Origin of the sequence: Mesorhizobium jarvisii (assembly GCF_003601985.1) — a bacterium.
In the GTDB taxonomy this organism is placed as follows: domain Bacteria; phylum Pseudomonadota; class Alphaproteobacteria; order Rhizobiales; family Rhizobiaceae; genus Mesorhizobium; species Mesorhizobium jarvisii.
In genome coordinates this window covers 32,154-58,321 of sequence record NZ_QZXA01000008.1, presented here as the reverse complement: position 1 = coordinate 58,321, position 26,168 = coordinate 32,154, and the positions used below count along the sequence as shown (strand labels likewise).

Below are 26,168 nucleotides of genomic sequence, written 5' to 3'. Positions count from 1 at the left end.
CCATGGTCGAAATCACTTGCGTCGTCGATGCCAGGGCCGAACTCGGCGAAGGCACGCTCTGGGACCCCAAGGCCGGCGTGCTGTGGTGGATCGACATCTGGAAGAAGCTGATCCACCGCTATGATCCAGCGACCGGCAAGGACGAGACCTTCGAGACACCGGAATATCTCGGCTGCCTCGGCCTGCGCGAGAAGGGCGGCCTTGTGCTGACCATGGCCAACGGCTTTCACTTCTTCGACCCGGCGACCGGCACGTTCCAGGCGATCGTCGACCCGGAATCTCATATGCCCAACACCCGTTTCAATGACGGCAAGCCGGATCGCCAGGGCCGCTTCTGGTCGGGCTCGATGTTCGAGGTGCCGGGTCAGCCGATCGAATTCATCGGCGCGCTTTATAGGCTCGATCCCGACCTTTCCGTGCACAAGATGATCGATGGCATCGGTTGCTCCAATGGGCTGGCCTGGAGCCCGGATTCCAAGACCATGTATTTCTCCGACAGCCATGCCGGCGCGGTGTGGGCCTATGATTTCGAGGCCGCCACCGGCGATATCGAAAACCGCCGCACCTTCATCGACATGACGGCGACCGGCGGCGTCGCCGACGGCGCCACCGTAGATGCCGAGGGATGCTATTGGGTGACCATCCCGGTGACCAGCAAGGTCTGCCGATATGATCCTGATGGCGAATTGATGCAGACCGTGGTTCTGCCGACCGACCTGCCGACCTGCTGCGAATTCGGTGGCAAGAACCTCGACATCCTCTATGTCACGTCAGCCGTCCTCAAGCGCCCGGCCAGCCACTTCGTCCGCCAGAAGAATCCGGGTGGACTGTTCGCGCTCGATGTCGGCGTCAAGGGCCTGACCCTGCCGGCGTTCAAGGGATAGCAAGCATCGCTGGGGCATCGTTTTGCTATCGAAACGATGCCCGAGGTAGCGGCCATGCGGGCCGCCTTTATCGTTTGACCGCACGTGCCGCGCGGCGAACGCTTTGCAGCAGGATGGCGAGGCAGCCGACCAGCAGCAGCACGCCGCCGAGCAGCGGCGGCAGGGCCAGCAGCTTCACCGCCGCCGCGACGGCGGCCACCAGCACCAGCGCCAACAGCGCCAGATTGCCGTCATCGACGAACATGCCGAGGAATTCCCTGGCAACAAGACGGATGACGCTCATCGGGCGAACCCTCCGGCTGATACGGGATAGGTGCCGCGCAGCCAGCGCACCATGGCAAAGGACGCCAGCGTGACGATGGCAAAGATGGCGAGTAGGGCTAGATCGGCGCCCGGCCAGTCGGCGCCGATGCCTTCGCCGGTCCAGAAGATGCCGAAGCTGGTCAGCATCAGCCCGACCACGAATTTCAGCGCATTCTCCGGCACGCGTGCCAGCGGCCGGTGCACCGCCAGGCCGATAAGCATCACCAGGACGAAGGCTGCCAGCGCGCCCAGGCTGGCGTAGAGCGTCTGCCCATGGGCGGCGCCGACGGCAATGACGATGAACACAACCTCGACACCCTCGAGCAGCACCGCCTTGAACGAGGCCAGGCCGGCGAGGTAGTCGGCGCGGCGGTCATTGGCCTGCTGGCTGAGGGCGGCGGTCTCCTTGGAGAAGGCCGCCTCCTCGTCATGCAGTGCAATGACGCCGACGCTGCGCAGGATGGCCTTTCGCAGCCAGCGCATGCCAAACAGGACCAGCAGCACCCCGACGATGAACTGCAGCGTGGTGATCGGCACCAGCGCCAGCAGCGGCCCGAACGCCAGCACCAGCGCCGCCAGCAACGCCAGCGCCAAGGCGGCGCCAGTCAGCGCCGGGCGCCAGCTGCGCGTCACGCCGACCGCAAGCACGATGGTGAAGGCTTCGACGACCTCGACGAAGGAGGCGAGAAATGCCGCCGTGACCGTCGGGAGGATGGGCGTCAGCGTCTGCATGAAAGCTCCCTGTCCTCGTTCGCCCCGGATTCTCTGATCGGGTGTTCCAGGACGCGTGGCCTGGAATCACTTCTGTGGTCAGCACCACATAGCGCTCCGGAAGCCGCGGGAAAGCAAGTGAGCGCCAATGGGCGGCGCTTAGGCCAATTGAGCCGCGCACGCTGCCGCTGCAGGATGCACGCCTAAATCAGATCATGCCCGACATGTCGGAGAAGGCCATTGCCTTGCGCAGCAGCTCGGCGAAGCGCTCGCCGGCCACTTCGCGCGGGCCGCTATTGTCGATCGTGGTCACGCCGGGGCCGGTCAGGGTCACATTGGCGCTGCGCGCCAGGCGCGCCAGCACTTCGCCGCGCGACTCGCGGCCGCGCATCGCCAGCCGCTCGGCCAACACGTCAGGCGAAGCGGTGATCTCGACAATGGCCAGATTGGCATAGCGCTCGCGCAAGGTGGGAATGATCGCACGCGACACGTTCGCCACCGCCACATGGCCATTGGCGACCGACCAGTCGACATCGGCAGGCAGGCCGTAGCGCAAGCCATGCGCTTCCCAGGAGATGGCGAAGGCGCCGTCGGCCTCGGCCTCGACGAAGGCGGCGTCGGCCAGTGTGTCGTGATCCTCGCTCGCCGCATCGCTTGGCCGGGTGATGACGCGGCGGACGAATTCCAGCCGGGTCTCATCGGCGAAGAGGGCACGGGCGTAACCGATCACCGTGTCCTTGCCGGCGCCGCTCGGCCCCACGACGGCGACAAAGACGCCATGACGCACAGGGAACGTTTCAGCGGACAACTCGCGCTCGATCAAGGCCGACACCATCATGCGACCCGGCGCCCTTGCCGCCAGACGGTGCGCACCACCGGAACATGGTCGTCGACGCGCACGCGCACCAGGTCGGCGCGGCGGCCCTGCTCGATGACGCCGCGGTCGGTCAGGCCAACGGCCTCGGCCGGGTTCTTCGACACCATGGCGACCGCCTGCGGCAGCGAAATGCCTTCGACCATGTCGCCGAGGAAGAAGGCCGACTGGATCAGGCTGAAGGGAATATAGTCTGATGACAAGATGTCGAGCAGGCCGTCCCCGGCCAGCGCGCGCGCCGAGACATTGCCCGAATGCGAGGCGCCGCGCATGACATTCGGCGCACCCATCAGAACACCCAGGCCCGCGGCCTTCGAAGCGCGCGCCGCTTCCTCGGTGGTCGGGAACTCGGCAACGCGCACGCCCTGCTCGATCGCCTCGTCGACATGGCCCGATGTGGCGTCGTCATGGCTGGCAAGCACAATGCCGCGCTCACGGCAGGCAGCCGCGATCACCGCGCGGTTCGGCGCCGAATAGCGCGCCGATTCCGCCATCCGCTTCTCGCAGAACAGTTTGAAGTCGCGGTCGGTCAGCTTCAGCTTGCGCTGGTAGTAATAGGCATAGGTTTCGAGATTGACGAACTGACGCTGGCCGGGCGCATGATCCATCAGCGAGGCCAGCTTGACCCGGTCGTCCCGGTCGAAATCGGCGAAGGCCTGCAGGCAGTCCGGCGCCGAAACCTCGCAGCGCAGATGCAGGAAGTGATCGGCGCGCAGACGATCCTGCGCGACGCTGTCCTCGATGGCATCGGCCAGCTTGCGGATATCGGCTAAGGTGAGGTCGGCGTCCTCGTCCATGCCGACGCGCAAGGCGTCGAGCACGGTGGTGATGCCGGCCGTCGCCACCTGCGCGTCATGGGCAAGCACCGCGGCGATCGGGTTCCAGCGCACCTTAGGCCGGGGTGCGTAATGGCCTTCCAGGTGGTCGGTGTGCAGCTCGACCAGCCCGGGAATGACATAGTCGCCGCCCATGTCCTCGCCCGACCGGCTGCCGCCGGCATCGATGCCGGCGATAAAGCCGTCACGCAGCACCAGCGACCCCTCGACGATCTCGTTGGCAAGCACGATGCGGGCGTTGGAAAGAACGGTTTCGGCGGTCATTTCGAGCAGTCCTTTGGTTCTTCGAGCAGGTTAGTTCAGGCAGTTTTCCTTGCCGGGCGGCGTCCCAGCGCGTGCTGCGAAAGCACCATGAACGGCGCGCCCGGTTCGGGCTCGATAAACAGCGTCAACGCGTCGACCAGCACCGGCTGCCGCAACACATCCGCGAACAGGCTGTCGATTGCTGCGCGCAAACGAGGGCTTTCCTGTGGCCCGGCGCGGCCCGACAGAGTCATGTGGAAGCGGAAGGTCTCGAAGACATAGGGGTAACCCCACTGGCAGAGATTGCGGAACTCGGCCGGCTTCAGCGAATCCGGGCTGCGCCGTTCGATCTCGGCCTCGGTCAGTGGCGCGCGGAAGCGGTCGAAATCGCGCACCACCTCGTCGGCGAAACGGTTGAGCGGCGGCAGCGGTCCTTCCGGCACCAGCGCGAAGAAGCTGTCGATCTGGCTGACGACGAGACGCGGGATCGTCACAACCGGCGTCGCTTCGGCAAAATGGTCGATTGCGGCGCGCAGCGACGTCTCGGTCTCGCTGGCGGCCAGGCGAAAGGGTGCCTTCAGCGTCGCGTGGAAGCCATAGCGGCGTGCCGAGGCGGTGTGGAAGGCAACTTCCTCCGCCGCCAGATCGGCCACGGCCTCAACCGGCATTGTCGCCGCGCCGAATGGGTCACGGCCCAGCCAGTTGGCGGCGATCCGCGCCAGCGGTTCGTCCTGCCGGGGGGTGAAGTAGATGGCATAACGCATCGAAAATCCTCGTCAGACCGCTGCCATAGGTGATTTCCATGACGGATTGACGAAGCTTTGAAGGGTTTTCGAAGGCAAATCGACCCAATAGGTCCTTAGCCGACGATTTTTCCGAGCTGGACCAACAGGTTCAGGAGGAATCTCGGACCGGTCAGGCCTTCATCAACCATTCGTGCTCGGGCGCATTGTGGAATTTCCACGTCCGCTTCGGCCCGGCCATGACGTTGAGATAGTAGAGATCGTAGCCATGGCAGGCGGCGCAGGGGTGATAACCCCTGGGCACCAGCACGACATCGCCATCCTCAATCGCCATGGCTTCGTCCAGCGCGCGATGGCCATTCGTGTCGGCATCGGTGTAGACGCGCTGGAAGGCAAAGCCCTGCGGCGGGTTGAGGCGGTGGTAATAGGTCTCCTCGAGATAGGATTCTGCCGGCAGATTGTCCTGGTCATGCTTGTGCGGCGGATAGCTCGACGTGTGGCCGCCCGGCGTGATGACCTCGACCACCAGCAAGGAATCGGCCGGCTTGCCTTCCGGCAGGATGTTGGTGACGTAGCGCGTGTTGGTGCCCTTGCCGCGCACCTCCTGGCCGAGATCGTCCGGCCCGATCACCCGAACCGGCAAGCCGCCGCCGAGGCCGGGGGCCGAGCAGACTGCGAGCTCCAATTCGGTGTCCGCTGTCACCGACCAGTCCGATCCCTCGGGCACATAGACCGACCACGGCTTGCCCTCGAAAGGCGACATACGCGCGCCGAGCAGGCCGAGATCCTTGCCGCCGGCTGTCGCGCTGCCCTTGCCGGTGACGAACACCAGGCAGACTTCGCGGTCTTGCGTCTTTCCCGAGGCGCTTTCGCCGGGCTGCAGCCGATGCAGGTCGAAACCGACATAGGTCCAGCCGGCGCTTTTCGGCGTCACATGGGCAACGCGGCCATGGCCCTTGTCGGCCTTCACCAGCAGCTTCGACATCGGGTTACTCCTTCGGTTCGGACTCGGCCGGCGCCTTGTTCTCATCAACCGGCTTGTACAGATAAAAAAACTGCCAGACGGCATAGCCGGCGAAGCCGAGCGCGATGGTGCCCCAGAATGGCGTGCCGGTGGTGAACTCGATGATCGACCAGATGATACAGACCGCGACGACGGCGACACGCCGCCACAACGGGCGGAAGAAGGGGTGCTCGGAATCTTTCATCGGGCCAATCTACAGCAACCTGCCTCGCCGTGAACCCGTCGCGTCAGGCATTCGGAAAACCCTGGGTTTCGACCGTGTAGCCGGCTGATGTCATCACCCGCATCAGCTCCTTGTGGCCGACCTGCGCCATCTTGAGCGGCGGGTTCTTCTTCGGGTCCTGCTCGGCCTCGACCACGAACCAGCCTTCATAGCCATGGTCGGCGAAGCGCTGCACGATGGCGCCGAAGTCGAGCGAGCCGTCGCCCGGCACGGTGAAGGCGCCGAGCGCCACGGCGTCGAGGAACGACTGTTTCGTGCGGTCGAGCCTGTCGATCACATCCATGCGCACATCCTTCACATGCACATGGCTGATGCGCTTGTGGTGGTTGTCGATGGCGCGCAGCACATCGCCGCCGGCAAAGGCCAGGTGTCCGGCATCGAGCAGCAGCGGAATGCCTTCGCCGGAATGGCGCATGAATGCATCGAGCTCCGGCTCGGTCTCGACCACCGCCGCCATGTGGTGATGATAGGACAGCGGCATGCCTTGTTCGGCGCACCATTCGCCGAATTCGGTCAGGCGCCTTGCATAGGCCTTCATCTCGTCGCCGGTGAGTTTCGGCTTGGTGGCCAGCGGCTTCGAGCGGTCGCCCTGGATCGAGCGGCCGACCTCGCCATAGACGATGCAAGGCGCGTTGACCGCCTTGAACAGCTCGATCATCGGCTGGATGCGATCCTTGTTCTTGCTCATCTCCTCATCGACCAGCGTGCCGGAAAACCAGCCGCCGCACAGCGTCACGTCGGCGGCTTTCAGGATCGGCAGCATGACAGCGGGATCGTTGGGGAAGCGCCGCCCCATCTCCATGCCGGTGAAGCCGGCCGAGCGCGACTGGCGCAAGCATTCTTCCAGCGACACGTCATCGCTGAGTTCCGCAAGATCGTCGTTCCACCACGCGATGGGGGACATGCCCAGTTTGGCTTTCAAGTCGTCACTCCAGTTTCAGTTCGTATCTGTCCTCCCCCTTGTGGGGGTCCGAAGGACGGGCGAGACCCGTGGCTCGCCCCGGCAAGTCGCTGCGAAGCAGCGGGGTGGGGGTGCGACGCCGACCCCCACCCGGACCCTCGGTCCGACCTCCCCACAAGGGGGAGGTAGGGAGCAGCGCCGACTTAGCATCAATCGCCAACGCTCTGCATCTGGCGCTTTTCGTCATAGGCCTTGCGCGCCGCGTTCACCTGCGGCCGCGCGGAGACTTCCGGCACCGCCACATCCCACCAATGGCCGCCGGCGTCGGTGGAGACCAGCGGGTCGGTGTCGATGACCAGCACGGTGGTGCGGTCGTTCGTCTTCGCCTTCTGCAGGGCGTTTTCCAGGCCGGCAATCGACGGCACATTCTCGGCAATTGCGCCCATGCTCGCCGCGTGCGCGGCGAAGTCGATGTCGGGCAGGATTTCGTGGCGCGAATCCTTCAGGAGATTGTTGAAGTTGGCGCCGCCGGTCGCCATCTGCAGCCGGTTGATGCAGCCATACCCACGGTTGTCGAGCAGCACGATGGTGAGCTTCAAACCCAGCATCACCGACGTGGCGATCTCCGAATTCAGCATCAGATAGGAGCCGTCGCCGATCATGACGACCACCTCTTCGCCGGGCTTGGCCATCTTGGTGCCGAGTCCGCCGGCAATCTCGTAGCCCATGGTCGAGAAGCCGTATTCGGCGTGGTAGGAACCCGGCGCGCCGGCCTGCCAAAGCTTGTGCAATTCGCCGGGCAGACCGCCGGCTGCATGCAACAAGGTCACGCCGGAGCCCATGGCCCGCTGCACGGCGCCGATCACCTGCGCGTCGGACGGGAAAGCAGCGTTGGTCGAGGCCGTCACCTTGGCCGCGTCGGCCTGCCAGGCCTTCTTGCCCTTGGCCGCATTGTCGGTCCAGGCGGCAGGCGCCTTCCAGCCTTTCAGCGCCGCGCCGAGTTCGGCCAGTCCCTCGGCCGCGTCGGCGACCAGCGGGAGTGCCCGGTGCTTGCCGGCATCGAAAGGTTGGACGTTCAGCCCGATGATGGTCTTGCCGGAAGTCTTGAAAAGCGCCCATGAGCCGGTGGTGAAATCCTGCAGGCGCGTGCCGATGGCGAGCACGACATCGGCTTCTTCCGCCAGCCGGTTGGCCGCCGAGGTGCCGGTGACGCCGACCGCCGCCATGTTGAGCGGATGATCGTCCGGCAGCGAGGATTTGCCGCCTTGTGTCTCGCAGACCGGAATGCCGGCGCCCTCGACGAATTTGGCCAGCGCATCGGAGGCCTGCGAATAGAGAACGCCGCCGCCGGCGATGATCAGCGGCTTCTTCGCGCCCTTGAGTGCCGCCACAGCGGCGGCGAGTTCGTGGCGGTCCGGGCGCGGCCGGCGCTGGTGCCAGACCCGTTCGGCGAAAAAGCTTTCGGGATAGTCATACGCCTCGGCCTGCACATCCTGGCAGAGCGACAGCGTCACCGGGCCGCAATCGGCCGGATCGGTCAGCACCTGCATGGCGCGGCTCAGCGCCGGGATGATCTGCTCCGGCCGCGTGATGCGGTCGAAATAGCGCGACACCGGACGGAAGCAGTCATTGACCGTCGCCGTGCCGTCGGAAAAGTCCTCGGCCTGCTGCAGCACCGGATCGGGGATGCGGTTGGCGAAGACGTCGCCGGGCAAAAACAGGACAGGCAACCTGTTTACATGGGCAAGTGCCGCCGCCGTCACCATGTTGAGCGCGCCGGGGCCGATCGAAGAGGTCGCGGCCATGAAGCGGCTGCGGAAATTGGCCTTGGCATAGGCGATAGCCGCATGCGCCATCGCCTGTTCATTGTGGGCGCGGAAGGTCGGCAATTCGTTGCGCACCTGGTAGAGCGCCTCGCCCATGCCGGCGACATTGCCGTGACCGAAGATCGCCCAGACGCCGCCGAAGATCGGCATCTTTTTGCCGTCGATCTCGGTCATCTGGCGGCTGAGGAAGCGGGTCAGCGCCTGCGCCATCGTCAGGCGGATTGTCTTGCTCATGATAGGTTTCCTCCGCAGTTCTTCTGCCGCGCCTTCTTATGCCGCCTTGCGGCCGCGCGCGGCAAGCCACGCCTCGGTCAACTGTTCGAAGCGCGAGGCCATGTCGGCGACAGCCTCGTCATCCGTCATCCTGCCGGCCAGCCACTCTTCGGCCGCATGGACGAAGATGGTGCGGCCGACGGCGAAACCCTTGACGATCGGCGCCTTGGCGGTGGCCGCAAAGGCGGCTTCCAGCTCGTCCTGCGGCGCTTCCAGCCCAAGCAGCACGATGCCGCGGCACCACGGATCATGCTTCAGGATGACCGCTTCGATCCTGGTCCAGGCACCGGCTGAAGCCTGCGGTTCGAGTTTCCACCAATCCGGCTTGATGCCGAGCGCATAAAGCTCTTCCAGCGCGCGCGGAATGGTCGTGTCGTCGAGCTTGCCGTGCTTGCCCGCGATGATCTCGACGAGCAGTTCCCGGCCGACTTTCCGCGCCGCCTCGAACAGCGTGCGCAATTTCTGCTGCTGTTCCTCCTTCAAGGCCGCCGGATCGTCGGGGTGGTAGAAGCACAGGCACTTGATGCAATGGTCGACCGGCCATTCCACCAGTTGCGAGCCGATATCCTGCGAGAACTCGAAGCGCAGCGGCCGCGAGCCTGGCAGTTCCACGGGGCGTCCGAGCCAGGCGAAGGAATGCCTGGCGAATTCGAACATCGCCTCGCGGCCATGTTTCTCGTCGATCAGCATGCCGTAGCCGTCACGGCCGGCAGCGACCTTCGCCGCCGCCTTGACCGCCAGCACCTTGAAATCGCGGATGCGCGCCGGATCGGCGCCGGCCTTCGCCGCCACATCCTCGAGCTGCACGCGGTGATCGCAGGCGAGTGCCATCAGCGAGGGGATGTCGCGCCGCCGGGTGGTTGCCCAATGGATGTGGTTGATCGCTTCGTCCTTGCGCAGCGCCCTGTATTTGCTGCCGTTCTTGAGGAAGAACTGCAGCTCCTCGAAGGTCGGATATTCCGGCGCGCAGAGCAGCCGCGACACGGCGAAGGCGCCACAGGCATTGGCCCAGGTCGCCGCCGTCGCATGGTCTTCGCCACCCAGCCAGCCGCGCAGGAAGCCGGACATGAAGGCGTCTCCGGCCCCCAGCACATTGTAGATCTCGATCGGGAAACCCTTGCCGACCACACCGTCCTCGAGATCGTCGCTGATCGGTCCGTCATAGACGATGCAGCCCATCGCGCCGCGTTTCAGCACGATGGTGGCCGCCGACAGCGCGCGGATCGTCTTCAGCGCGCTCAGGCAGTCGTCGGCGCCCGAGGCGATCATGATCTCTTCCTCGGTGCCGACGATGAGATCGCAATCGGGCAGCACGGTCTTCAGCTGGGCCGAGACCCGGTCGGATTTGACATAGCGCTCGAAGCCTTCGGCATGGCCGGCAAGGCCCCACAGATTGGGCCGATAGTCGATGTCGAAGATAACCTTGCCGCCCTTGGCTTTCATGATGCGGATCGCCTTGCGCTGGGCGGCGTCGCTGTTGGGTCGGGAAAAATGCGTGCCGGTGACGACGATCGAACGGGCCGAAGCGATAAACGCCTCGTCAATGTCTTCCGGCGCCAGCGCCATGTCGGCGCAGTCCGAGCGGTAGAAGATCATCGGCGAAACGCCTTCGCTCTCGACCGAAAGCAGCACCAGGGCGGTCAACCGCTCCTTGTCGGTCTTCAGCCCGTCGGTGTTGACGCCTTCGCGCTTGAGCTGTTCGCGGACGAAGCGGCCCATCTGCTCTTCGCCGACGCGCGTCAGCAGCGCCGAACGCAGGCCGAGCCTCGCCGTGCCGACCGAAATGTTGGCGGGGCAGCCACCAACCGACTTGGCGAAAGAGGTGATGTCCTCCAGCCGCGAGCCGATCTGCTGGCCATAGAGGTCGACGGAAGCGCGACCGATGGTGATGACGTCGAGCGGCGCCTGTCTGGCGTCCACGGCTTCGCTCATTGGAACCTCCCGTCAGTCTTGTTGTCAGGAACAACATTGTTTGGGTAACACGCGCGAGCGGCGGCGTGGTGCCGGGAATATGAAATAATAATTCCAATCCATAGTCAATATGGAATGAGCATTCCCGGATCTAAAATTGGCTTTTAGGTGCCCGATCAGGCTTTGCGCCTGCGGGCGGTATCGCGCCGCTTCTCGCCGACGCCAACGGTCAACGCCATGGCCAGGGCCATCGTCGCCGACAGCGAACGGAAGCCGGCGAAATCCGCCTCGGCAACCTCGAACCAGACCCTGGCGAACTGGGCGAGCGGCGAAAACGAGCTGTCGGTGATGGCGACGATCGGCACGCCCTGTTCCGAAATGGTGCGTGCTTCCTCGATGGTGGCCGGCGCATAGGGCGAGAAGGAGATGGCGATGACGGCGTCCGCCGGCGTGGCGAAGGCGATCATCTCGGCGTTCAGGCCGGCGGCCGATTCGATCAGCTGGTTGCGGATCTTCAGCTTGCCCAGCGCATAGGCGATATAGGTCGCCACCGGATAGGAGCGCCGCTTGGCCAGGACATAGATGGTCTGCGCCTTTGCCAGCAGCGAAATCGCCTCTTCCAGATGCGCATCGTCCAGCGTGCGCGAAATGTCGTTGAGCGAGGTGCTGGCGGCGGCGACGAAGCCGTCGAAGATCGCGCGGTGACCGGCGCCGCCCTCGGCCTTGGCGCGCAGCGCCTGCAGCCGCTCGTCATAGGATGAGTTGCGCTCGCGCAGCCGCTCGCGGAACACCTGCTGCAGGCTGGTGAAGCCGTCGAAGCCGAGCTGCTGGGCAAAGCGGATCAGGGTGGAAGGCTGCACGCCGGCCGAGGCGGCGATGCTGGCGGCGGTGCCGAAGGCGATGTCGTCGGGATTGTCCAGCGCGTAGGCGGCGATCTGGGCGATGCGCTTCGGCAGGCTTTCGCGCCGGTCGAGGATGGTGGCGCGCAGCGTCTCGAAGTCGCGAGGTATCCGTTCGTCCATCGTCGGCCCGTCCAAGCTTGCCCAAAGCGCGTCAGCGCGCTTTAGACCGTTTGATCCCATGCAAGTCGTCGTCCCAAAACCGCTGCGCACTTTTGGGCGACATGTATTGGAAGCGTCCTCTCTGCCCCATCATAGCGAGCCTGCGCAAGAACGCCATAAAAAATGAGGCAGACATTCCATTTGGAGAGAAAATGGACTAATTCATCCACGAAGTGCTTCAGGCAGCGGAGGAAACGGAAAATGGTCGGCGTCGGTCTTATCGGCACGGGTTTCATGGGCAAATGCCACGCCATCGCGTGGAGTGCCGTCGGCGCCGTCTTTCCCGACGTGGCCAAGCCCAGGCTCGTTCATCTCGGCGAGGTCAATGAGGAGTTGGCGCGGCGCAAGGCCGGGGAGTTCGGCTTTGCCAAGGCCTCAGGCGACTGGCGCGCCGTCGTCAACGACCCGGAGGTCGATATCGTCTCGCTGACCACGCCCAACCAGTTCCATCCGGAAATGGCCATCGCCATCCTCCAGGCCGGCAAGCATCTGTGGTGCGAAAAGCCGATGGCTCCGAGCTTTGCCGAAGCCGAGGCGATGGCGGAGGCGGCCAGGAAATCCGGCAAGGTCACTGCCTTGGGCTACAATTACATCCAGAGCCCGGCCATCCGTCACATCGGCGCGCTGCTCGACGAGAAGATAATCGGCGAGGTCAACCATCTGCGCATCGAGATGGACGAGGATTTCATGGCCGATCCCGAGGCGTTGTTCTTCTGGAAGCACGAGGCCGCTTCCGGGTATGGCGCCCTCGACGATTTCGCCGTGCATCCGCTGTCGCTGGTCTCTGTCCTGTTCGGCCGCGTCGCCAGCGTCATCTGCGATATGGCCAAGCCCTATGCCGACCGCAAGCTGGCGGCGGGCGGCCGCCGCGCGGTCGAGACCTACGACATCGCCAGCATCTTGATGCATCTGGAAAACGGCATTGCTGGCACGCTCCAGGTCAACCGCTCGGCCTGGGGCCGCAAGGGCCGCATCGCCATCCAGATCTTCGGCTCCAAGGGCTCGATCCTGTTCGACCAGGAGCGAATGAACGAATTGCAGCTCTATCTCACCGCGGATCGCCCGACCGAACAGGGCTACCGCACCATCCTGGTGGCGCCGCACCACAAGCCCTACGACGCCTTCCTGCCGGCGCCCGGCCATGGCCTGGGCTTCAACGACCTCAAGATCATCGAGTGCCACGAATTGCTGACGCGGCTCGCCGGCCGACCGGCGCGCCTCATCGAATTCGCCGAGGGTCTGGAGATCGAGCGCACCGTGCACGCCATGGCACGCTCCTTCGAGGAAAAGCGCTGGGTGGATGTGCGGTAATACCTGCTCGTCTAGCCGCCGGGGGCCGGGGTTTCCCAGCCGTCGACCCAGATTTGGCGCAGGCGGTCGCCTTCGCCCTTGAAGTGCAGCCCGGTCGGCTGGCAGTCCTCGATGCGGTCGCTGCGGAAATTGCGGATCGCGTGCCGCAGTTCGCACCAGGCGACGATGTTGGCGGACTCGGCGTAGTAGATCAGCGCGATCGGCCGGATGATGCGTTGCGTGGTCCGGCCTGCTTCGTCGCGATAGGAGAGGTCGAGCTTCTCCTCGTCGCGGACGGCGCGGCGCACCAGCGCCAGGTCGATCGTGCCGGCCGAGGGGGCGGCAAAGCCCCAGGCATGCAGGGCATTGGCGTCGAATGTCTGGCGCAGCGGCGGCGGCACCGCGCCGGCGATCTTGCTGCTGACGCGCTTGGCCGCCTGCTTGAGTTCGTCGTCGCCCGTGCGCTCCAGCAGCGCCAGCGACAGCACGATCGCCTCCATCTCCTCGATCGAAAACATCAGCGGCGGCAGGTCGAAACCGGGGCGCAAGATATAACCGATGCCGCGCCCACCCTCGATCGGCACGCGCATCGCCTGAAGTGCGGCGATGTCGCGATAGATCGAACGGATCGTCACTTCCAGCCGTTCGGCGATCATGGCGGCCGTCACCGGCTGCCGCGCCAGCCGCAGGATCTGGATGATCTCGAACAGGCGTGACGCCTTGCGCATATTCCTCACCCGGCTCCGACCGCAACTGACACACCCTTGTCAGTTGGGTCGACCTATAGGACTGCCTATCGAATTGAAAATCAACAGGTTCCGCTGCGGCTTGGTGGAACGAGGCGACAGGCAACTGACATGGGCTACGCGGAAAATCTCTGGCTTTTCTTTATCCTGCTGTTCGGCATCATCGCCGTTCCGGGCATGGACATGCTGTTCGTGCTGGCCAATGCGCTGACCGGCGGCCGCGACAGGGGTCTGGCCGCGACCGGCGGCATCATGGTCGGCGGCATGGTGCACACGCTGAACGGGGCGATCGGCGTCGGCCTGCTGATGCATTTCGTGCCGATCCTGTTCAAGCCGCTGCTGATCGCCGGCGCCGCCTACATGGCCTTCATCGGCATCACGCTGATGCGCAGCTCCATCACCGTCGGTCAGGACGGGCCTGTCGGCAGCCGCTCCGCATGGAAGGCGTTTCGCCAGGGGCTGGTGACCTGCCTGATCAATCCGAAGGCCTATCTGTTCGTGCTTGCCGTCTATCCGCAGTTCCTGAAGCCGGACTACGGCCCGATCTGGGTGCAGGCGACTGTCATGGGTCTGATGACGGTGATCACGCAGGCCGCGATCTATGGCGGGCTTGCAATCACCGCCGGCCGCAGCCGCAAGCTTCTGATCGCCAATCCGCGGGCGACCATCCTTGCCGGCCGCGCGGCCGGGCTGTTGCTCTTTGCGGTCTCGGTGTTCACCGCCTGGGAAGGGCTGAGGACGGCGTAATCCAGCGTCGCCCTTCCCACATTGCCGTCCTGTCAGGCAGCGCCTTGCCGGCTTTCCAGCATGGCGCGGCGTGCCGACCGGCGCCATTCGACGGCGCCGGCAAGGCCGTGCAGCACGGTCTCGGTGGTCGCCCAGTCGATACAGCCATCCGTGATGCTCTGGCCATATACGAGCGGCTTGCCGGGCACCACGTCCTGCCGGCCGGCGACGAGATTGCTCTCGATCATCAGGCCGATGATGCGCTCGTCGCCCGCCGCCACCTGGCCGGCCACATCGGCCGCCACCTTGGGCTGGTTCTCCGGCTTCTTGGTCGAGTTGGCGTGGCTGGCATCGATCATCAGCCGCGGCGCGACACCGAGGCGGGCGAGTTCGAGCGAGGCCGCCTCGACGCTTGCCGCGTCATAGTTCGGCTGGACGCCGCCGCGCAGGATGACGTGGCAGTCTTCATTGCCCGTGGTGGTGGCAATGCCGCTGCGTCCCCCCTTGGTCACCGCCATGAAATGATGCGGCTGGGCGGCCGATTTTACCGCCTCGCCGGCGATCCTGAGATTGCCGTCGGTGCCGTTCTTGAAGCCGACCGGGCAGGACAGGCCCGAGGCCAGCTCGCGGTGGATCTGGCTCTCGGTGGTGCGCGCGCCGATGGCGCCCCAGGCGACGAGGTCGGCAATGTATTGTGGCGTGGTCATGTCGAGGAATTCGGTCGCCGCCGGCAGGCCGAGATTGTTGACCGCCGACAGCACATTGCGCGCCATCCTGAGCCCCTTGTCGATGTTGAAGCTGCCGTCGAGGTCGGGGTCGTTGATCAGGCCCTTCCAGCCGACCGTGGTGCGCGGCTTCTCGAAATACACCCGCATCACGATCTCGAGCCGGTCGGACAGGGTCTCGCGCAGCGCCGCCAGACGGCTGGCATAGTCAACGGCCGCGACCGGATCGTGGATCGAACAAGGTCCGACGACGACAAGCAGCCGGTCGTCGGTGCCGTTCAATATGGCGTGGATGGCATTACGTGAGGCGCTCACGGTGCGCGTCGCCGTCAGCGTGCGCGGGATCTCCCGCATCACCTGGTCCGGCGTGCTCAGTTCTCGGATTTCCTTGACCCGAAGGTCGTCTGTGGTGGTCAACACGGCTTTCTGCTCCTGTTAGGAGACCTGCCGGCTGAAACAAAAAAGCCGCCAGGTCTGGCGGCTGTTCGGATCTTGTTGCTGCAATCTTCAGATTGAGCGCAATCCTCCCGCCGCCAGCGAGCTGCTAAAGTACCAATAGGTGGCGGACAGGTGGATCATGCGGCTCATATAGTCGAAGCGGAGGCGTTTGTCACGTCCCCTCGACGACAGTCAATTTGGGATGAGCCGTGCCCTCCCGATTTCGTCATCCTCAGGCTGCACCGCGTCGCTTCGCTCCTTTCTCCGCCCGTGGATGACGAAGTGAGGAGCGTTTGCGCAGGGCTCGCTGCTACTCCGGCGACGACCCGGCAACGCTCTGGTCGTAGTCAACCAGCGATCCCGTCATGACGCCCGATTGCGGGCTGACCATGTAGCTGATCAGCCGCGCGAGTTGGTCCGGTTTGACCAACTGGCCCATAGGCTGCGCGGCTTCGGCCTTCGCCAGCCAGTCGTCCGGGGCGTCGTGCCATTTCTTCTGCACGATGTCCTCGCCCTCGGTATCCATCCATCCCGGCAGCACCGCGTTGCAGCGGATGCGGTTGAAGCGATAGGCGTTGGCGACGTTCTTGGTCAGCGTCATCAGCGCGCCCTTGCTTGTGGAGTAGGGCGTCAGGAAGGACTGGCCTGTATGCGCCGACATCGACAGCACGTTGACGATCGAGCCCGGCGCCTTGCGCTCCAGGAGATGGGCGACCAGCCCCTGCATCAGGAAGAAGGGTCCGCGCACATTGGTGGCGAAGATCTGGTCGAAAAGCTCTTCCGAGGTTTCGACCAGCGAGCCGCGCGCCGAGGTGGCGGCGGCGTTGACCAGCGCGTTCAGCGTGCCGAAATGAGCGAGCGCGGTCGCCACCGCGCGCTTGCAATCCGCCACCTTCGAGACGTCGGCGCTGATGAAGATCGCGTCGACGCCGGCCTTTTTGAAATGGGCGACCGCCTTGTCGCCCTTCTCCTGCGAGCGGCCGATGAGTGCCAATGCCCGGCAGCCCTCGTCGGCCAGCGCCTCGGCGACCGCAAAGCCGATGCCTTGCGCGCCGCCGGTGACGATGGCGCGTGTCTGTGAATTACGATCGGCGGATGCGCTCATCGCCCTACTCCTTTGTTAGGTTCCAAACAACTCAAGGTGTGTTTAGATTCGGGTCAGGCCGGCCTCACCCGAATATCAACGCACCGTGTCGAGACGGACGGTCTTGCCCGTCGTCGCCGACTTCAGCGCCGCATCGGCCAGCTTCAGCGCCACGAGGCCGTCGGCGCCGCTCGGCGCCGCCTTCTTGCCTGATGTCGCGGCGGCGATGAACGAGGCGATCTCGATGGCGTAGGCGTCGAGATAGCGGGTCATGAAGAAATCGTGCAGCGGTGGGCGCGTATACCCCTTCTCGTTGGCCAGTTCGATCGAAACCGGCCGCTGGTTCTCGGCCGCGATCATGCCTTTCGAACCATGCACCTCGATGCGCTGGTCGTAGCCATAGGTGGCGCGGCGCGAATTGGAGATGACGGCCTGCTTGCCGGAAGCCGTCTCAAGGATGACGCTGACGCTGTCGAAATCCCCGGCCTCGCCGATCTTCTTGTCGACCAGCACCGAAGCGTGCGCGCTGACCGCCACCGGCTCCTCGCCGAGCAGGAAGCGTGCCATGTCGAAATCATGGATGGTCATGTCGCGGAAAATGCCACCCGAGCGCTTGATGTAGTCGATCGGCGGCGCGCCGGGATCGCGCGAGGTGATGGTGACCATCTCGACCGTGCCGATGGCGCCGTCGTCGATTGCCTTGCGCACGGCCGCGAAATGCGGGTCGAAGCGGCGGTTGAAGCCGACCATCAGCGTCGCCTTGGCCTTCTCGACCACGGCCAGGCATTTTTCGACGCGCTTGACGTTCAGGTCGATCGGCTTCTCGCAGAAGATCGCCTTGCCGGCCTTGGCAAAACGCTCGATCAGATCGGCATGGGTGTCGGTCGGCGTGCAGATGACGACGGCGTCAATGTCTTTGGACTTTTCGATGGCGTCGATGCTGCGCACTTCGGCGCCATAGGCCGTTGCCAGTTCGGTCGCCGCCTTCTCGAAGGCATCGGCCACCGCCACCAGTTTTGCATCGGGGTTGGAGCCGACGGCGCGGGCGTGGACCTTTCCGATGCGGCCGGCACCGAGGAGGGCGAAACGAACAGTCATGGATGTTTCCTCTGAGGGATGGGTTCGAGAGCGTTGTGTCCGCACCTTCCTGTTAGGGAAAGGTGCCTGGGGTATTTTGTTGGCGCGGCAGATCGTCCCGGAAGCGGGCGATCGCCTAGCCTCAAGCCGCGAGTTCCGCCTCCCCGGTCTTGGCGCCGGTGATGTAGGAGACGATGTCCTGGCCGTCGGTATTCTCCTTGCGCAGATTGGCGACGATGCGGCCGCGCCGGAACACCACGATGCGGTCACACAGGTCGAATACCTGGCGCATATTGTGGCTGATCAGGATCAGCGGCTCGCCATTGTCCTTCAGCGTGCGGATGATGTTTTCGACCTGCGCCGTCTCCTGCACGCCGAGTGCGGCTGTCGGCTCGTCCATGATGATCAGCTTGGAGGCGAAGGTCGCGGTCCGTGCGATCGCCACGCACTGCCGCTGGCCGCCCGACATGTGGCGGATGGTGTTGGAGAGATTGGGGATCTTCACCGCCGTGCGCACCAGCGCCGCCTCGGTTGCCTTGCGCATGTATTTGCGGTCGAGGATCGAGAAGGGCCCGAGATTGAACAGCACCTTTTCGCGGCCGAGGAACAGGTTCGACGGCACGTCGAGATCGTCTGCCAGCGCCAGGTTCTGGAACACTGTCTCGATGCCCGCGGTGCGGGCCTCGATCGGCCCTGCAAAATTCACTTCCTTGCCGTCGAACCAGATCTGGCCGCTGGTGCGCTGCTCGACAGCGGTGATCTGGCGCACGAAGGTCGATTTGCCGGCGCCATTGTCGCCCATGATGGCGACATGCTCGCCCTTGCGCAGCTCGAAATTGGCGCCTTCCAGCGCGTGCACGCCGCCATAGCGCTTGGTCAGGTTTTCGGTCTTCAGGACGATGTCTGACATGGTCAAGCCCTCAATGCCCGCAGGCGTTGGCGCCACTGGTCGAGAACGACCGCGCCGACGATAATCACGCCCTTGACCATCTCCTGGTAGTAGGCGTCGAGGCGCAGGAAGGTGAAGCCGGAGATGATGACGCCGAAGATCAGCGAGCCGATCACCGTGCCGATGATCGAGCCGCGGCCGCCCGACAGCGAGACGCCGCCGATGACCGCCATGGCGATGGCGTCGAGTTCGTACATCACCCCCATGCCGGCCTGGGCGGTGAGGTTCTTGGACGAGAGCACCACCGCGGCGAGCGAGGCGAGGATGCCGGCGATGACGTAGACCAGGATCTTGTGGTTGGCGATCTTGATGCCGGACATGCGCGCGGCGTCCTCATTGGAGCCGATCGCGTAACAGTGCTTGCCGTAGCGTGTGTAGCTCATGATGAGCTGGAACAGCACGGCCAGCGACAGGAAAATGATGACGGGCATCAGGCCCTTGCCGATCGCCGCGAAACTGTCGGTGGGAAACGAGATGGGCTGGCCCTTCGACCACCATTTGGCGATGCCGCGCGCGGTCACCATCATGCCGAGCGTGGCGATGAAGGGAGGAATGCGCGTGTAGGCGATCAAGGAGCCATTGACGAGGCCGGCGAGCAGCCCGCAGCCGATCGCCACCAGCAGCGGCACGATGACGGGCAGGTCGGTCCAGCCTTGCGCCAGGAACATTGCCTTCGGGTTCGGGTTGCCGTTTACGGTCGCCACCTGGGCGAAACTCATCGCGATCATGGCGGTGGCCCCGACGATCGAACCCGAAGACAGGTCGATGCCGCCGCAAATGATCACCTGCGTCACGCCGATGGCGATGATGCCGACGATCGACACCTGCAGGATGATGATCTGCAGGCGGGCCTCATTGAAGATCCCCGAGACGTCGCTGCGGGTGTTGAACAGGAAACTGTCGCCGAGAAAGATGCGGCCGATCAGTTCGAAGATGACGACGAGAATGACGAGCGCCAGGAAAACGTTGAATTCGGCCGGCCAGGCGCGCTTCTTCGCATCGTAGGTAAGCCCTCCGACGCCATGAGATGTCTGTGCCAATCTTCTATCCTCCGTCAGCCGCGGTCGCGCCTCGAGCGCCGTCAGGCGCCGAGGGAAAGGGGAGCGGCGCTGCCTTCTGCGCGCGCGCCGCTCCTATGTCCGCGGCTCAGTTCTTCTTCAGGAACTTGTCGATGTTTGCCGGGGTGACAAGCTGGAACGGCACGTAGACCTTGTGCTCGACCTTCTCGCCCTTGGACAGTTTCAGCGCCGCATCCAGCGCGCCTGCGCCCTGGCCGGCGGCGTCCTGGAACACGGTTGCATCGAGGTCGCCGGCCTGCATGGCGGCAAGCGCATCCTGCGTGGCGTCGACGCCGCCGACGACAACCGACTTCATGTCGATGTTGGCGGCCTTCATCGCCTGGATGGCGCCGATGGCGCTTTCGTCATTGTTGGCGATGACGCCGTCGAACTTCTTGCCGGTCGACAGCCAGTTGGTCATCAGGTTCTGCGCCTCGTCGCGGTTCCAGTTCGAGGTCTGCTTGTCGATGATCTTGATGAAGCTGCAGTCCGGCGTGGCGATCACCTCTTCAATGTCCTTGGTGCGCTGCACGGCGGCCTGGTTGGAAAGCTCGCCCATGATCACATAGACATTGGCTTCCTTCTTGCCGGCTTCCTTGAACAGGCGGCAGACTTCCTTGGTCTCGAGCGTGCCGGAATCGGCCTCGTTCGAGGCGACGAAGGCCTGATTGTCGGGCAGCGAGTTCACGTTGACCGGCTCGCGGTTGACATAGACCAGCGGGATCTTGGCGGCGGCGGCAGCGTCGGACATCGCCTGCGTGGCCGAGGTGTCGACCGGGTTGACGATGATGGCGTCGACGCCCGAAGCGGCGAAGTTCTTGATCTGGTCGAGCTGTTTGGCAACGTCGTTCTGTGCGTCTTCGACCTGCAGTTCGACGCCGCTCATGCCCTTGGCCTGGGCGATCATGCCGTTGCGCAGCACGGTGAGGAAGTTGTCATCGAACTTGGCCATCGATACGCCGATCTTGGCGGCAAAAGCCGATGAACTTATCAGCGCCGCGAAGGCGACGCCCAAAAGCAGTTTCTTCATTGTATCTCTCCTCCACTTTTGGTGTCCGGTTGCACCGATCTATCCGGAATCCCCGATCTCCCCGGGGAATCTCTCCCTGATATCGCTTCGCTCCGTGTCGCATCCCCTACTTGGGCTGGCCCCTGCTTGAGCTGGAATGCCAAACCCTCTGTTTGAAACCGACGTTCCGGAACGAAAGAACCAAAATGTACAGTGGGTGAAATATTTATTCCATTCCAGCGGAACGTCAAGGGCGATTCCGCGGCCTGCCGCCGGATTTTCGGATCGTCCTGATGGATTCTATCATTTCCGGCGGCTGCTCCCGCCCGGCAAAGGTCAGATATTTTCCGGCAGATAGATGTCGAAGGGCAGGAAGGTCTGGCCAGGCGCATTGGCCGCGCCGGTTTCGATGGCATGCACCATGCGATCGACCAGTTCGCGGCAGAGCGCGGCGAGCGGCGTGGAGATCACCATGGTGAGGATGTTGTCGGCGAGTGCCGCGCGCGACTCGGCGTTGATCTCGTTGCAGACGACCACCGGCATATGCACCGGCCTTGCTGCCCGCAGCGCCGATACCGCGCCTTCCATGCCGCCGCCCGCGACGTAGCAGCCGGCAAGATCCGGATAGCGCGCCAGAAGATCGATCATCGCATCGTGGGTCACCTGGTTTGCCTCCAGATTGACCAGCGTTTCCAGCACGCTGAAGTCGGGTGCATGCTCGCGAAAGAAAGAGCGGAAGCCGATCTCGCGCAACTCGTGGCCATGGAAGCGATGGCTGCCGACGAAGAGGGCGACCTTGCCGGGCTGCCGCGCCGCCCTGGCGATCATCCAGGCCGCGGTACGACCGACCTTGCGGTTATCGAGGCCGACATAGCCCTCGCGGATACCGGCGGCAAAATCGGACAGCAGCGAGAAGACCGGTTGCCCTCTCGCCTTCAACACCTCGACCGCCGCCGTCAGGGTCGGATGGTCCGGGCCGACAACGGCGATGGCCCTCGATTTTGCCGCCAGCTTGCGCATCTGGGCGGCGATCTCGTCGGGGACCAGGGAACTGGCGAAGTCGATGGTTGCGGCGCCACGGAACCGCTGCGATTGCGACACCGCCAGTTCGAGCTCCGCCGCGAAATCGCCGTAGAAGACATCGTTGCCTCGCAAAAGCAGGAAGCCGAGCCGGTACTCCGGCAATTCATGGCGCATCCGTTGCTTGATCAGGCCGGCCGCGTGGTAGCCGATCTCGGTCGCGGTCTCATAGACGCGCCGCGCGGTCTCCTCGCGCACCGGCAGGCGATTGTTGAGCACGCGGTCCACCGTGGCAACGCTTACGCCGGAGATGCGTGCCAGATCGGATATGGTCGGCCGTTTCGCCATGGTCGCCCTCGGTTGCGTTGCCGGGCACGATACATCATTCTGATAGGAAATGATAGAAACTATCTTTGTGATATTGAGTCTATCATGGGCAAGCGGTACTTTCACGCTAGAAGCCATATGGGCAACCGGCATTCGCCTGGGCGAGTGCCTGCCGAGGAGGCAATCATGATCACTGCGCCGTCCCGGCGGGACTACAGCCTGATCGGCCGCGACGCCAAACTTGCCGTGGAAACCGGCCTGTCGGCGGCCGAGTGGTATCACACCGACGTGTCCCGCAAGCAGATGAAGGAGCTGATGCAGCGCTCCGACGGGCCGGCGATCCGCGACACCGCGATCTGGCTGGCCGCGCTCATCGCCAGCGGCGCCGGTGGCGCCTGGTTCTGGGGCAGCTGGTGGTGCGTGCCGTTCTTCTTCGTCTACGGCGTCCTCTACGGCTCATCGACGGATTCACGCTGGCATGAATGCGGGCACGGTACGGCGTTCCGGACGCAGTGGATGAACGATGCGGTCTATCAGATCGCCTGCTTCATGATCATGCGCAATCCGGTGACCTGGCGCTGGAGCCACACGCGCCATCACACCGACACCATCATGGTCGGCCGTGACCCGGAAATCTCGGTCATGCGGCCGCCGGACCTGGTGCGCGCGCTGCTCGGCTTTGTCGGCGTGCTTGACGCCTGGCATGCGATGTCGGACATGCTGCGCAACGCTGCCGGCAACATCAGCGCCGCCGAAAAGACCTTCGTTCCCGAGCAGGAGCAGGGCAAGGCGATCCGCATTGCCCGCATCTGGACGGCGATCTATGCCGCAACCATCGCGCTGGCGCTCTATTCCGGCTCGTTCCTGCCCTTGATGCTGGTCGGCCTGCCCAGGCTCTATGGCGCCTGGCATCACGTCATGGTCGGCCTGCTGCAGCATGGCGGCCTCGCCGACAATGTCATCGACCATCGGCTGAACAGCCGCACCGTCTACATGAACCCGATCAGCCGCTTCATCTACTGGAACATGAACTACCATGTGGAGCATCACATGTTCCCGATGGTGCCCTACCATGCGCTGCCTAGGCTGCATGAACTGATCAAGCATGATCTGCCGGCGCCGACGCCGTCGATCCTGGCCGGCTATCGCGAGATGGTCCCGGTCTTCCTGCGTCAGCTGCGCAACGAGGATTATTTCCTCAAGCGCGAACTGCCGCCGACCGCCAGGCCATACCGCGAGGAATTCCACAACGATGTCGTCGCCGCCGCTGCGGAATGATCGCGCGCTGGCTATCCGATCTTCCAGGGGAGGACTGAATGAGCGACTGGGTCGAGGCGTGTGCCGCCGGTGACATCGATGAAGAGGACGTGATGCGCTTCGATCATGGCGGCCGCACCTTCGCCATCTATCGCAGTCCCGACGATGACTATTTCGCCACCGATGGGCTTTGCACGCATGAAAAGGTGCATCTCGCCGACGGTCTGGTGATGGACGACATCATCGAATGCCCCAAGCACAATGGCCGCTTCAACTACAAGACGGGCGCGGCCCGTGGCGCCCCGGTCTGCGTCAATCTGAAAACCTATCCGGTCAAGGTCGACGCCGGCAAAGTCCTCGTTCAGATCGGGTGACGGAGATGGCGCGGGGCATGGTCATCATCGGCGCCGGCGAATGCGGCGGGCGGGCAGCACTTGCGCTGCGCGATCTCGGCTATGATGGGCCGGTGACGCTGGTCGGCGACGAGCCGCATCTTCCCTACGAACGGCCGCCGCTCTCCAAGGAGGCGATGGCTAGCGACGCGCCGGAAATCAAGGCGATCGCCAGCGACGCGGTGCTGGTCGAGAGGTCGATCCGCCATATCCATTCCGTCCAGGCCGTGGCGATCGATCGCGCCGCACATAGGGTGCGCCTGTCGGATGGTTCGGTCCTGCCTTACGACAAGCTCCTGCTGGCCACCGGCTCGACCCCACGCAAGCTGCCGATGCCGGGCCTTGGCGTGCGCTGCGTGTATCTCAGGACCTTCGCCGATGCGCTGGCCATTCGCGGCCATCTCGGCGCCGGCAACCGCATTGCCGTCATCGGCGGTGGCTTCATCGGCCTCGAACTCGCCGCCGCGGCCCGCAAGCTCTGTGCTGCGGTCACGGTCATCGAGGCGCAGCCGCGCATCCTGATGCGCGGCGTGCCGGCCGAGATCGCCGAAATCATCCATCAGGCCCATGTCGCCGAAGGCGTCGACATCGTGTGTGGTCAAGGTATTGCCTCCATCGCCGACGACGGCAGGCAAGTGTACCTGACACTCGCCGGCGGGCGCGAGATATCAGCCGACCTCGCCATTATCGGCATCGGCGCCGTGCCGGTGACCGGGCTCGCGGCCGAGGCCGGCCTGACGATAGACAATGGCATCGCTGTCGATGCCGAGCTGCGCAGCAGCGATCCCGACATCTTTGCCGCCGGCGACTGCTGTTCGTTCCCGCTTGCCGTCTATGGCGGCCGCCGCGTGCGGCTGGAGGCCTGGCGCAACGCCCAGGAACAAGGCGCACTGGCGGCAAAGAACATGCTCGGTGCCGGCGAGGCGCATGCGGCGGTGCCGTGGTTCTGGTCGGATCAGTATGGCCTGTCACTGCAGATAGCCGGACTTTCGGACGAAGGCCGAAACACGGTGCGCCGCGATCTCGGTGACGGCGCTTTCATACTTTTCCATCTCGCCGAAGACGGCAGGCTGGTGGCGGCCAGCGGCATCGGCCCCGGCAATGCGGTCGCCCGCGACATCCGGCTGGCCGAAATGCTGATCGGCAAGCGGGCCAAGCCGGCACCGGAGGCGCTGGGATCGCAGGCCGTCAAGCTGAAGTCGTTGCTGGCGGCGTGAACCGGTCTAAAAAAGCGCCTTCAGCTCCGGCAGCTTGTCGTTGACCAGCCAGCCGTAATAATTCTCCTCCGGCAGTTTTTCCGGCTCGCCTGCGGCGCGACGCCTGTCGTTCTCCGCCTTCAGCGCATCGGCGCGCTGCTCCGGATTGCCGACATTGTAGAGAGTCGCGGTCAGCCCAGGATTGCCCGAAATGTCGAAGCCGGCAATGCTCTTGTAGGCATCGATCGATTTCCTGATCGTCGCGGCGACATAAGGCAGTGTCAGATCGGGATCCATGATGGTCTTGTAGACCGAATTGGGGTCACCGACATCGAGCTTCGGCAGGCCCGACACCTTGTGCACGAGATCGCTCATCTGCAGCGCGGTCAGCGGGTTGAGCTGACCGAGCCCAAAAGTCTGGCCGGCATAATAGGGCTGGAAGAAGGTGGCGCCGAAGCGGTCATCGGGAAAGTCCTCGCCGCCGACGTTCTTGCCGCGAAACGTATGGTTCCAGACCTGTTCACGACATTCCCAGAGGTCGTAGCTGTCCGACATCCCGGCGCATTTCTTGAATTCCGGCCGCTGCACGAAATCGGTGATGTCCTCGCCATCATAGGCGAAGGAGAGCTTGCTGGAGAGGTAGGAGATCGCCTTGACGTAATAGGTCTGCAGCCGGTCATAGGCGTCGACATTGTAGGTGTGCTCGCCGACGATGGCGCCGACGATATGCATCGGATCGATGCCATAGGCGGCAGCGGCCTTCTTGATCTTGCCGCGCAGGTCGGGGTCGTTCTGCAGCAAGGCATAGACCTTGCGGTATTTCGCCTGGAAGGTGGTGTTGGTCGCCTGCGTGCGCCGGCTCGACGCGCCGGGGATATCGGGCTGCTCGGCATTGCGGTTTCCCGCCGGCACCAATGTCGCCGCCTCAGCCGCGAACAGCGTCGCCGCCAGCGTCAAGCCGAGAATGACTGGCCTGAGAATGATTGGGATGAGTTTTTTCATGCGTCCGCCGCCTGCAATCTTGCGGGCAAACTAGGGTAGTGCTCCCGTTCGAGTCGAGA

At 64.2% G+C, this 26,168-nt stretch carries 26 protein-coding genes; 6 read left to right on the top strand and 20 right to left on the bottom strand.

Features of this window, described 5'->3' with window-relative positions; all coding sequences use genetic code 11:
* Positions 1–2 precede the first annotated feature (2 nt).
* Positions 3–884, top strand: coding sequence for an SMP-30/gluconolactonase/LRE family protein (locus tag D3242_RS20630; RefSeq protein ID WP_064985188.1), 882 nt, complete (start codon positions 3–5; stop codon positions 882–884).
* 67 nt (positions 885–951) lie between these two features.
* Here D3242_RS20630 and D3242_RS20625 read toward each other — a convergent pair whose 3' ends face one another.
* From D3242_RS20625 to D3242_RS20575, 11 genes are all read right to left on the bottom strand, one after another.
* Positions 952–1,167, bottom strand: coding sequence for a hypothetical protein (locus tag D3242_RS20625; protein WP_019862585.1), 216 nt, complete (start codon positions 1,165–1,167; stop codon positions 952–954).
* Positions 1,164–1,919 carry a COG4280 domain-containing protein gene (locus D3242_RS20620; protein WP_064985186.1) on the bottom strand — a complete coding sequence of 252 codons (756 nt, stop codon included), beginning with the start codon at positions 1,917–1,919 and terminating at the stop codon, positions 1,164–1,166. Before D3242_RS20620 ends, D3242_RS20625 begins: the two co-directional genes overlap by 4 nt.
* 187 nt (positions 1,920–2,106) lie before the next feature.
* Positions 2,107–2,736 carry a phosphonate metabolism protein/1,5-bisphosphokinase (PRPP-forming) PhnN gene (gene phnN / locus D3242_RS20615; protein ID WP_064985184.1) on the bottom strand — a complete coding sequence of 210 codons (630 nt, stop codon included), beginning with the start codon at positions 2,734–2,736 and terminating at the stop codon, positions 2,107–2,109.
* Positions 2,733–3,872 carry an alpha-D-ribose 1-methylphosphonate 5-triphosphate diphosphatase gene (locus D3242_RS20610; RefSeq protein WP_064985182.1) on the bottom strand — a complete coding sequence of 380 codons (1,140 nt, stop codon included), beginning with the start codon at positions 3,870–3,872 and terminating at the stop codon, positions 2,733–2,735. The genes phnN and D3242_RS20610 overlap by 4 nt, the downstream gene beginning before the upstream one ends.
* A gap of 35 nt (positions 3,873–3,907) precedes the next feature.
* Positions 3,908–4,615 carry a DUF1045 domain-containing protein gene (locus D3242_RS20605; RefSeq protein WP_064985180.1) on the bottom strand — a complete coding sequence of 236 codons (708 nt, stop codon included), beginning with the start codon at positions 4,613–4,615 and terminating at the stop codon, positions 3,908–3,910.
* Between the two features lie 151 nt (positions 4,616–4,766).
* Positions 4,767–5,579 carry a 5-deoxy-glucuronate isomerase gene (gene iolB, locus D3242_RS20600; protein WP_064985179.1) on the bottom strand — a complete coding sequence of 271 codons (813 nt, stop codon included), beginning with the start codon at positions 5,577–5,579 and terminating at the stop codon, positions 4,767–4,769.
* A gap of 4 nt (positions 5,580–5,583) precedes the next feature.
* On the bottom strand, positions 5,584–5,802 hold the full coding sequence (locus D3242_RS20595) for a hypothetical protein (protein WP_019862591.1): 219 nt from the start codon (positions 5,800–5,802) through the stop codon (positions 5,584–5,586).
* 43 nt (positions 5,803–5,845) lie between these two features.
* Positions 5,846–6,763, bottom strand: coding sequence for a myo-inosose-2 dehydratase (gene iolE, locus D3242_RS20590; RefSeq protein WP_038651404.1), 918 nt, complete (start codon positions 6,761–6,763; stop codon positions 5,846–5,848).
* Between the two features lie 188 nt (positions 6,764–6,951).
* Positions 6,952–8,802 carry a 3D-(3,5/4)-trihydroxycyclohexane-1,2-dione acylhydrolase (decyclizing) gene (iolD, locus tag D3242_RS20585; protein ID WP_064985177.1) on the bottom strand — a complete coding sequence of 617 codons (1,851 nt, stop codon included), beginning with the start codon at positions 8,800–8,802 and terminating at the stop codon, positions 6,952–6,954.
* Between the two features lie 36 nt (positions 8,803–8,838).
* Complete coding sequence (locus D3242_RS20580) at positions 8,839–10,773, bottom strand: bifunctional 5-dehydro-2-deoxygluconokinase/5-dehydro-2-deoxyphosphogluconate aldolase (RefSeq protein ID WP_064985175.1); 1,935 nt, start codon at positions 10,771–10,773, stop codon at positions 8,839–8,841.
* A 155-nt stretch (positions 10,774–10,928) separates the two neighbouring features.
* The gene (locus tag D3242_RS20575) at positions 10,929–11,774 is read right to left on the bottom strand and encodes a MurR/RpiR family transcriptional regulator (RefSeq protein ID WP_064985174.1); all 846 of its coding nucleotides are present in this window, start codon (positions 11,772–11,774) and stop codon (positions 10,929–10,931) included.
* A gap of 240 nt (positions 11,775–12,014) precedes the next feature.
* Between D3242_RS20575 and D3242_RS20570 the strand changes: the two genes are divergently transcribed.
* Positions 12,015–13,124 (top strand): Gfo/Idh/MocA family protein, encoded by a 1,110-nt coding sequence (locus D3242_RS20570; protein WP_064985173.1) that lies wholly within the window; start codon positions 12,015–12,017, stop codon positions 13,122–13,124.
* A gap of 11 nt (positions 13,125–13,135) precedes the next feature.
* Here the strand turns inward: D3242_RS20570 and D3242_RS20565 are convergent, their stop codons facing one another.
* A complete protein-coding gene (locus tag D3242_RS20565) occupies positions 13,136–13,831 on the bottom strand; it encodes a helix-turn-helix transcriptional regulator (protein ID WP_027047635.1) in 696 nt (231 codons plus the stop codon).
* Positions 13,832–13,960: 129 nt separating this feature from the next.
* Here D3242_RS20565 and D3242_RS20560 point away from each other — a divergent pair, with 129 nt between their 5' ends.
* Complete coding sequence (locus D3242_RS20560) at positions 13,961–14,596, top strand: LysE family translocator (RefSeq protein ID WP_064985172.1); 636 nt, start codon at positions 13,961–13,963, stop codon at positions 14,594–14,596.
* 32 nt (positions 14,597–14,628) lie between these two features.
* On the opposite strand, the gene D3242_RS20555 is transcribed toward D3242_RS20560, so the two are convergent.
* The 7 genes from D3242_RS20555 to D3242_RS20525 form a co-directional block, all read right to left on the bottom strand.
* A complete protein-coding gene (locus D3242_RS20555; protein ID WP_038651418.1) occupies positions 14,629–15,720 on the bottom strand; it encodes a 3-deoxy-7-phosphoheptulonate synthase in 1,092 nt (363 codons plus the stop codon).
* Between the two features lie 328 nt (positions 15,721–16,048).
* On the bottom strand, positions 16,049–16,843 hold the full coding sequence (locus D3242_RS20550) for an SDR family oxidoreductase (protein ID WP_064985170.1): 795 nt from the start codon (positions 16,841–16,843) through the stop codon (positions 16,049–16,051).
* Positions 16,844–16,918: 75 nt separating this feature from the next.
* A complete protein-coding gene (gene iolG / locus D3242_RS20545; RefSeq protein WP_064985168.1) occupies positions 16,919–17,920 on the bottom strand; it encodes an inositol 2-dehydrogenase in 1,002 nt (333 codons plus the stop codon).
* Between the two features lie 121 nt (positions 17,921–18,041).
* Positions 18,042–18,809, bottom strand: coding sequence for an ATP-binding cassette domain-containing protein (locus D3242_RS20540; RefSeq protein ID WP_010912863.1), 768 nt, complete (start codon positions 18,807–18,809; stop codon positions 18,042–18,044).
* A gap of 2 nt (positions 18,810–18,811) precedes the next feature.
* Positions 18,812–19,888: an ABC transporter permease gene (locus tag D3242_RS20535; protein WP_019862603.1), complete on the bottom strand. Its 1,077-nt coding sequence runs from the start codon at positions 19,886–19,888 to the stop codon at positions 18,812–18,814.
* A 106-nt stretch (positions 19,889–19,994) separates the two neighbouring features.
* Positions 19,995–20,936 carry a sugar ABC transporter substrate-binding protein gene (locus D3242_RS20530; protein ID WP_019862604.1) on the bottom strand — a complete coding sequence of 314 codons (942 nt, stop codon included), beginning with the start codon at positions 20,934–20,936 and terminating at the stop codon, positions 19,995–19,997.
* Between the two features lie 315 nt (positions 20,937–21,251).
* Positions 21,252–22,283, bottom strand: coding sequence for a LacI family DNA-binding transcriptional regulator (locus D3242_RS20525; protein WP_019862606.1), 1,032 nt, complete (start codon positions 22,281–22,283; stop codon positions 21,252–21,254).
* 165 nt (positions 22,284–22,448) lie between these two features.
* On the opposite strand from D3242_RS20525, the gene D3242_RS20520 reads away from it, so the two are divergent.
* Genes D3242_RS20520 through D3242_RS20510 form a run of 3 tightly spaced genes read left to right on the top strand, consistent with a single transcriptional unit; the run spans position 22,449 to position 25,128 of the window.
* Positions 22,449–23,540 (top strand): fatty acid desaturase family protein, encoded by a 1,092-nt coding sequence (locus D3242_RS20520; RefSeq protein WP_027047636.1) that lies wholly within the window; start codon positions 22,449–22,451, stop codon positions 23,538–23,540.
* Between the two features lie 38 nt (positions 23,541–23,578).
* Complete coding sequence (locus D3242_RS20515; RefSeq protein WP_019862608.1) at positions 23,579–23,893, top strand: Rieske (2Fe-2S) protein; 315 nt, start codon at positions 23,579–23,581, stop codon at positions 23,891–23,893.
* Positions 23,894–23,898: 5 nt separating this feature from the next.
* Positions 23,899–25,128, top strand: a complete 1,230-nt coding sequence (locus D3242_RS20510) for an NAD(P)/FAD-dependent oxidoreductase (RefSeq protein WP_080643853.1) — start codon at positions 23,899–23,901, stop codon at positions 25,126–25,128.
* A 6-nt stretch (positions 25,129–25,134) separates the two neighbouring features.
* Here D3242_RS20510 and D3242_RS20505 read toward each other — a convergent pair whose 3' ends face one another.
* A complete protein-coding gene (locus tag D3242_RS20505; protein WP_019862610.1) occupies positions 25,135–26,109 on the bottom strand; it encodes a DUF1402 family protein in 975 nt (324 codons plus the stop codon).
* Positions 26,110–26,168 lie beyond the last annotated feature (59 nt).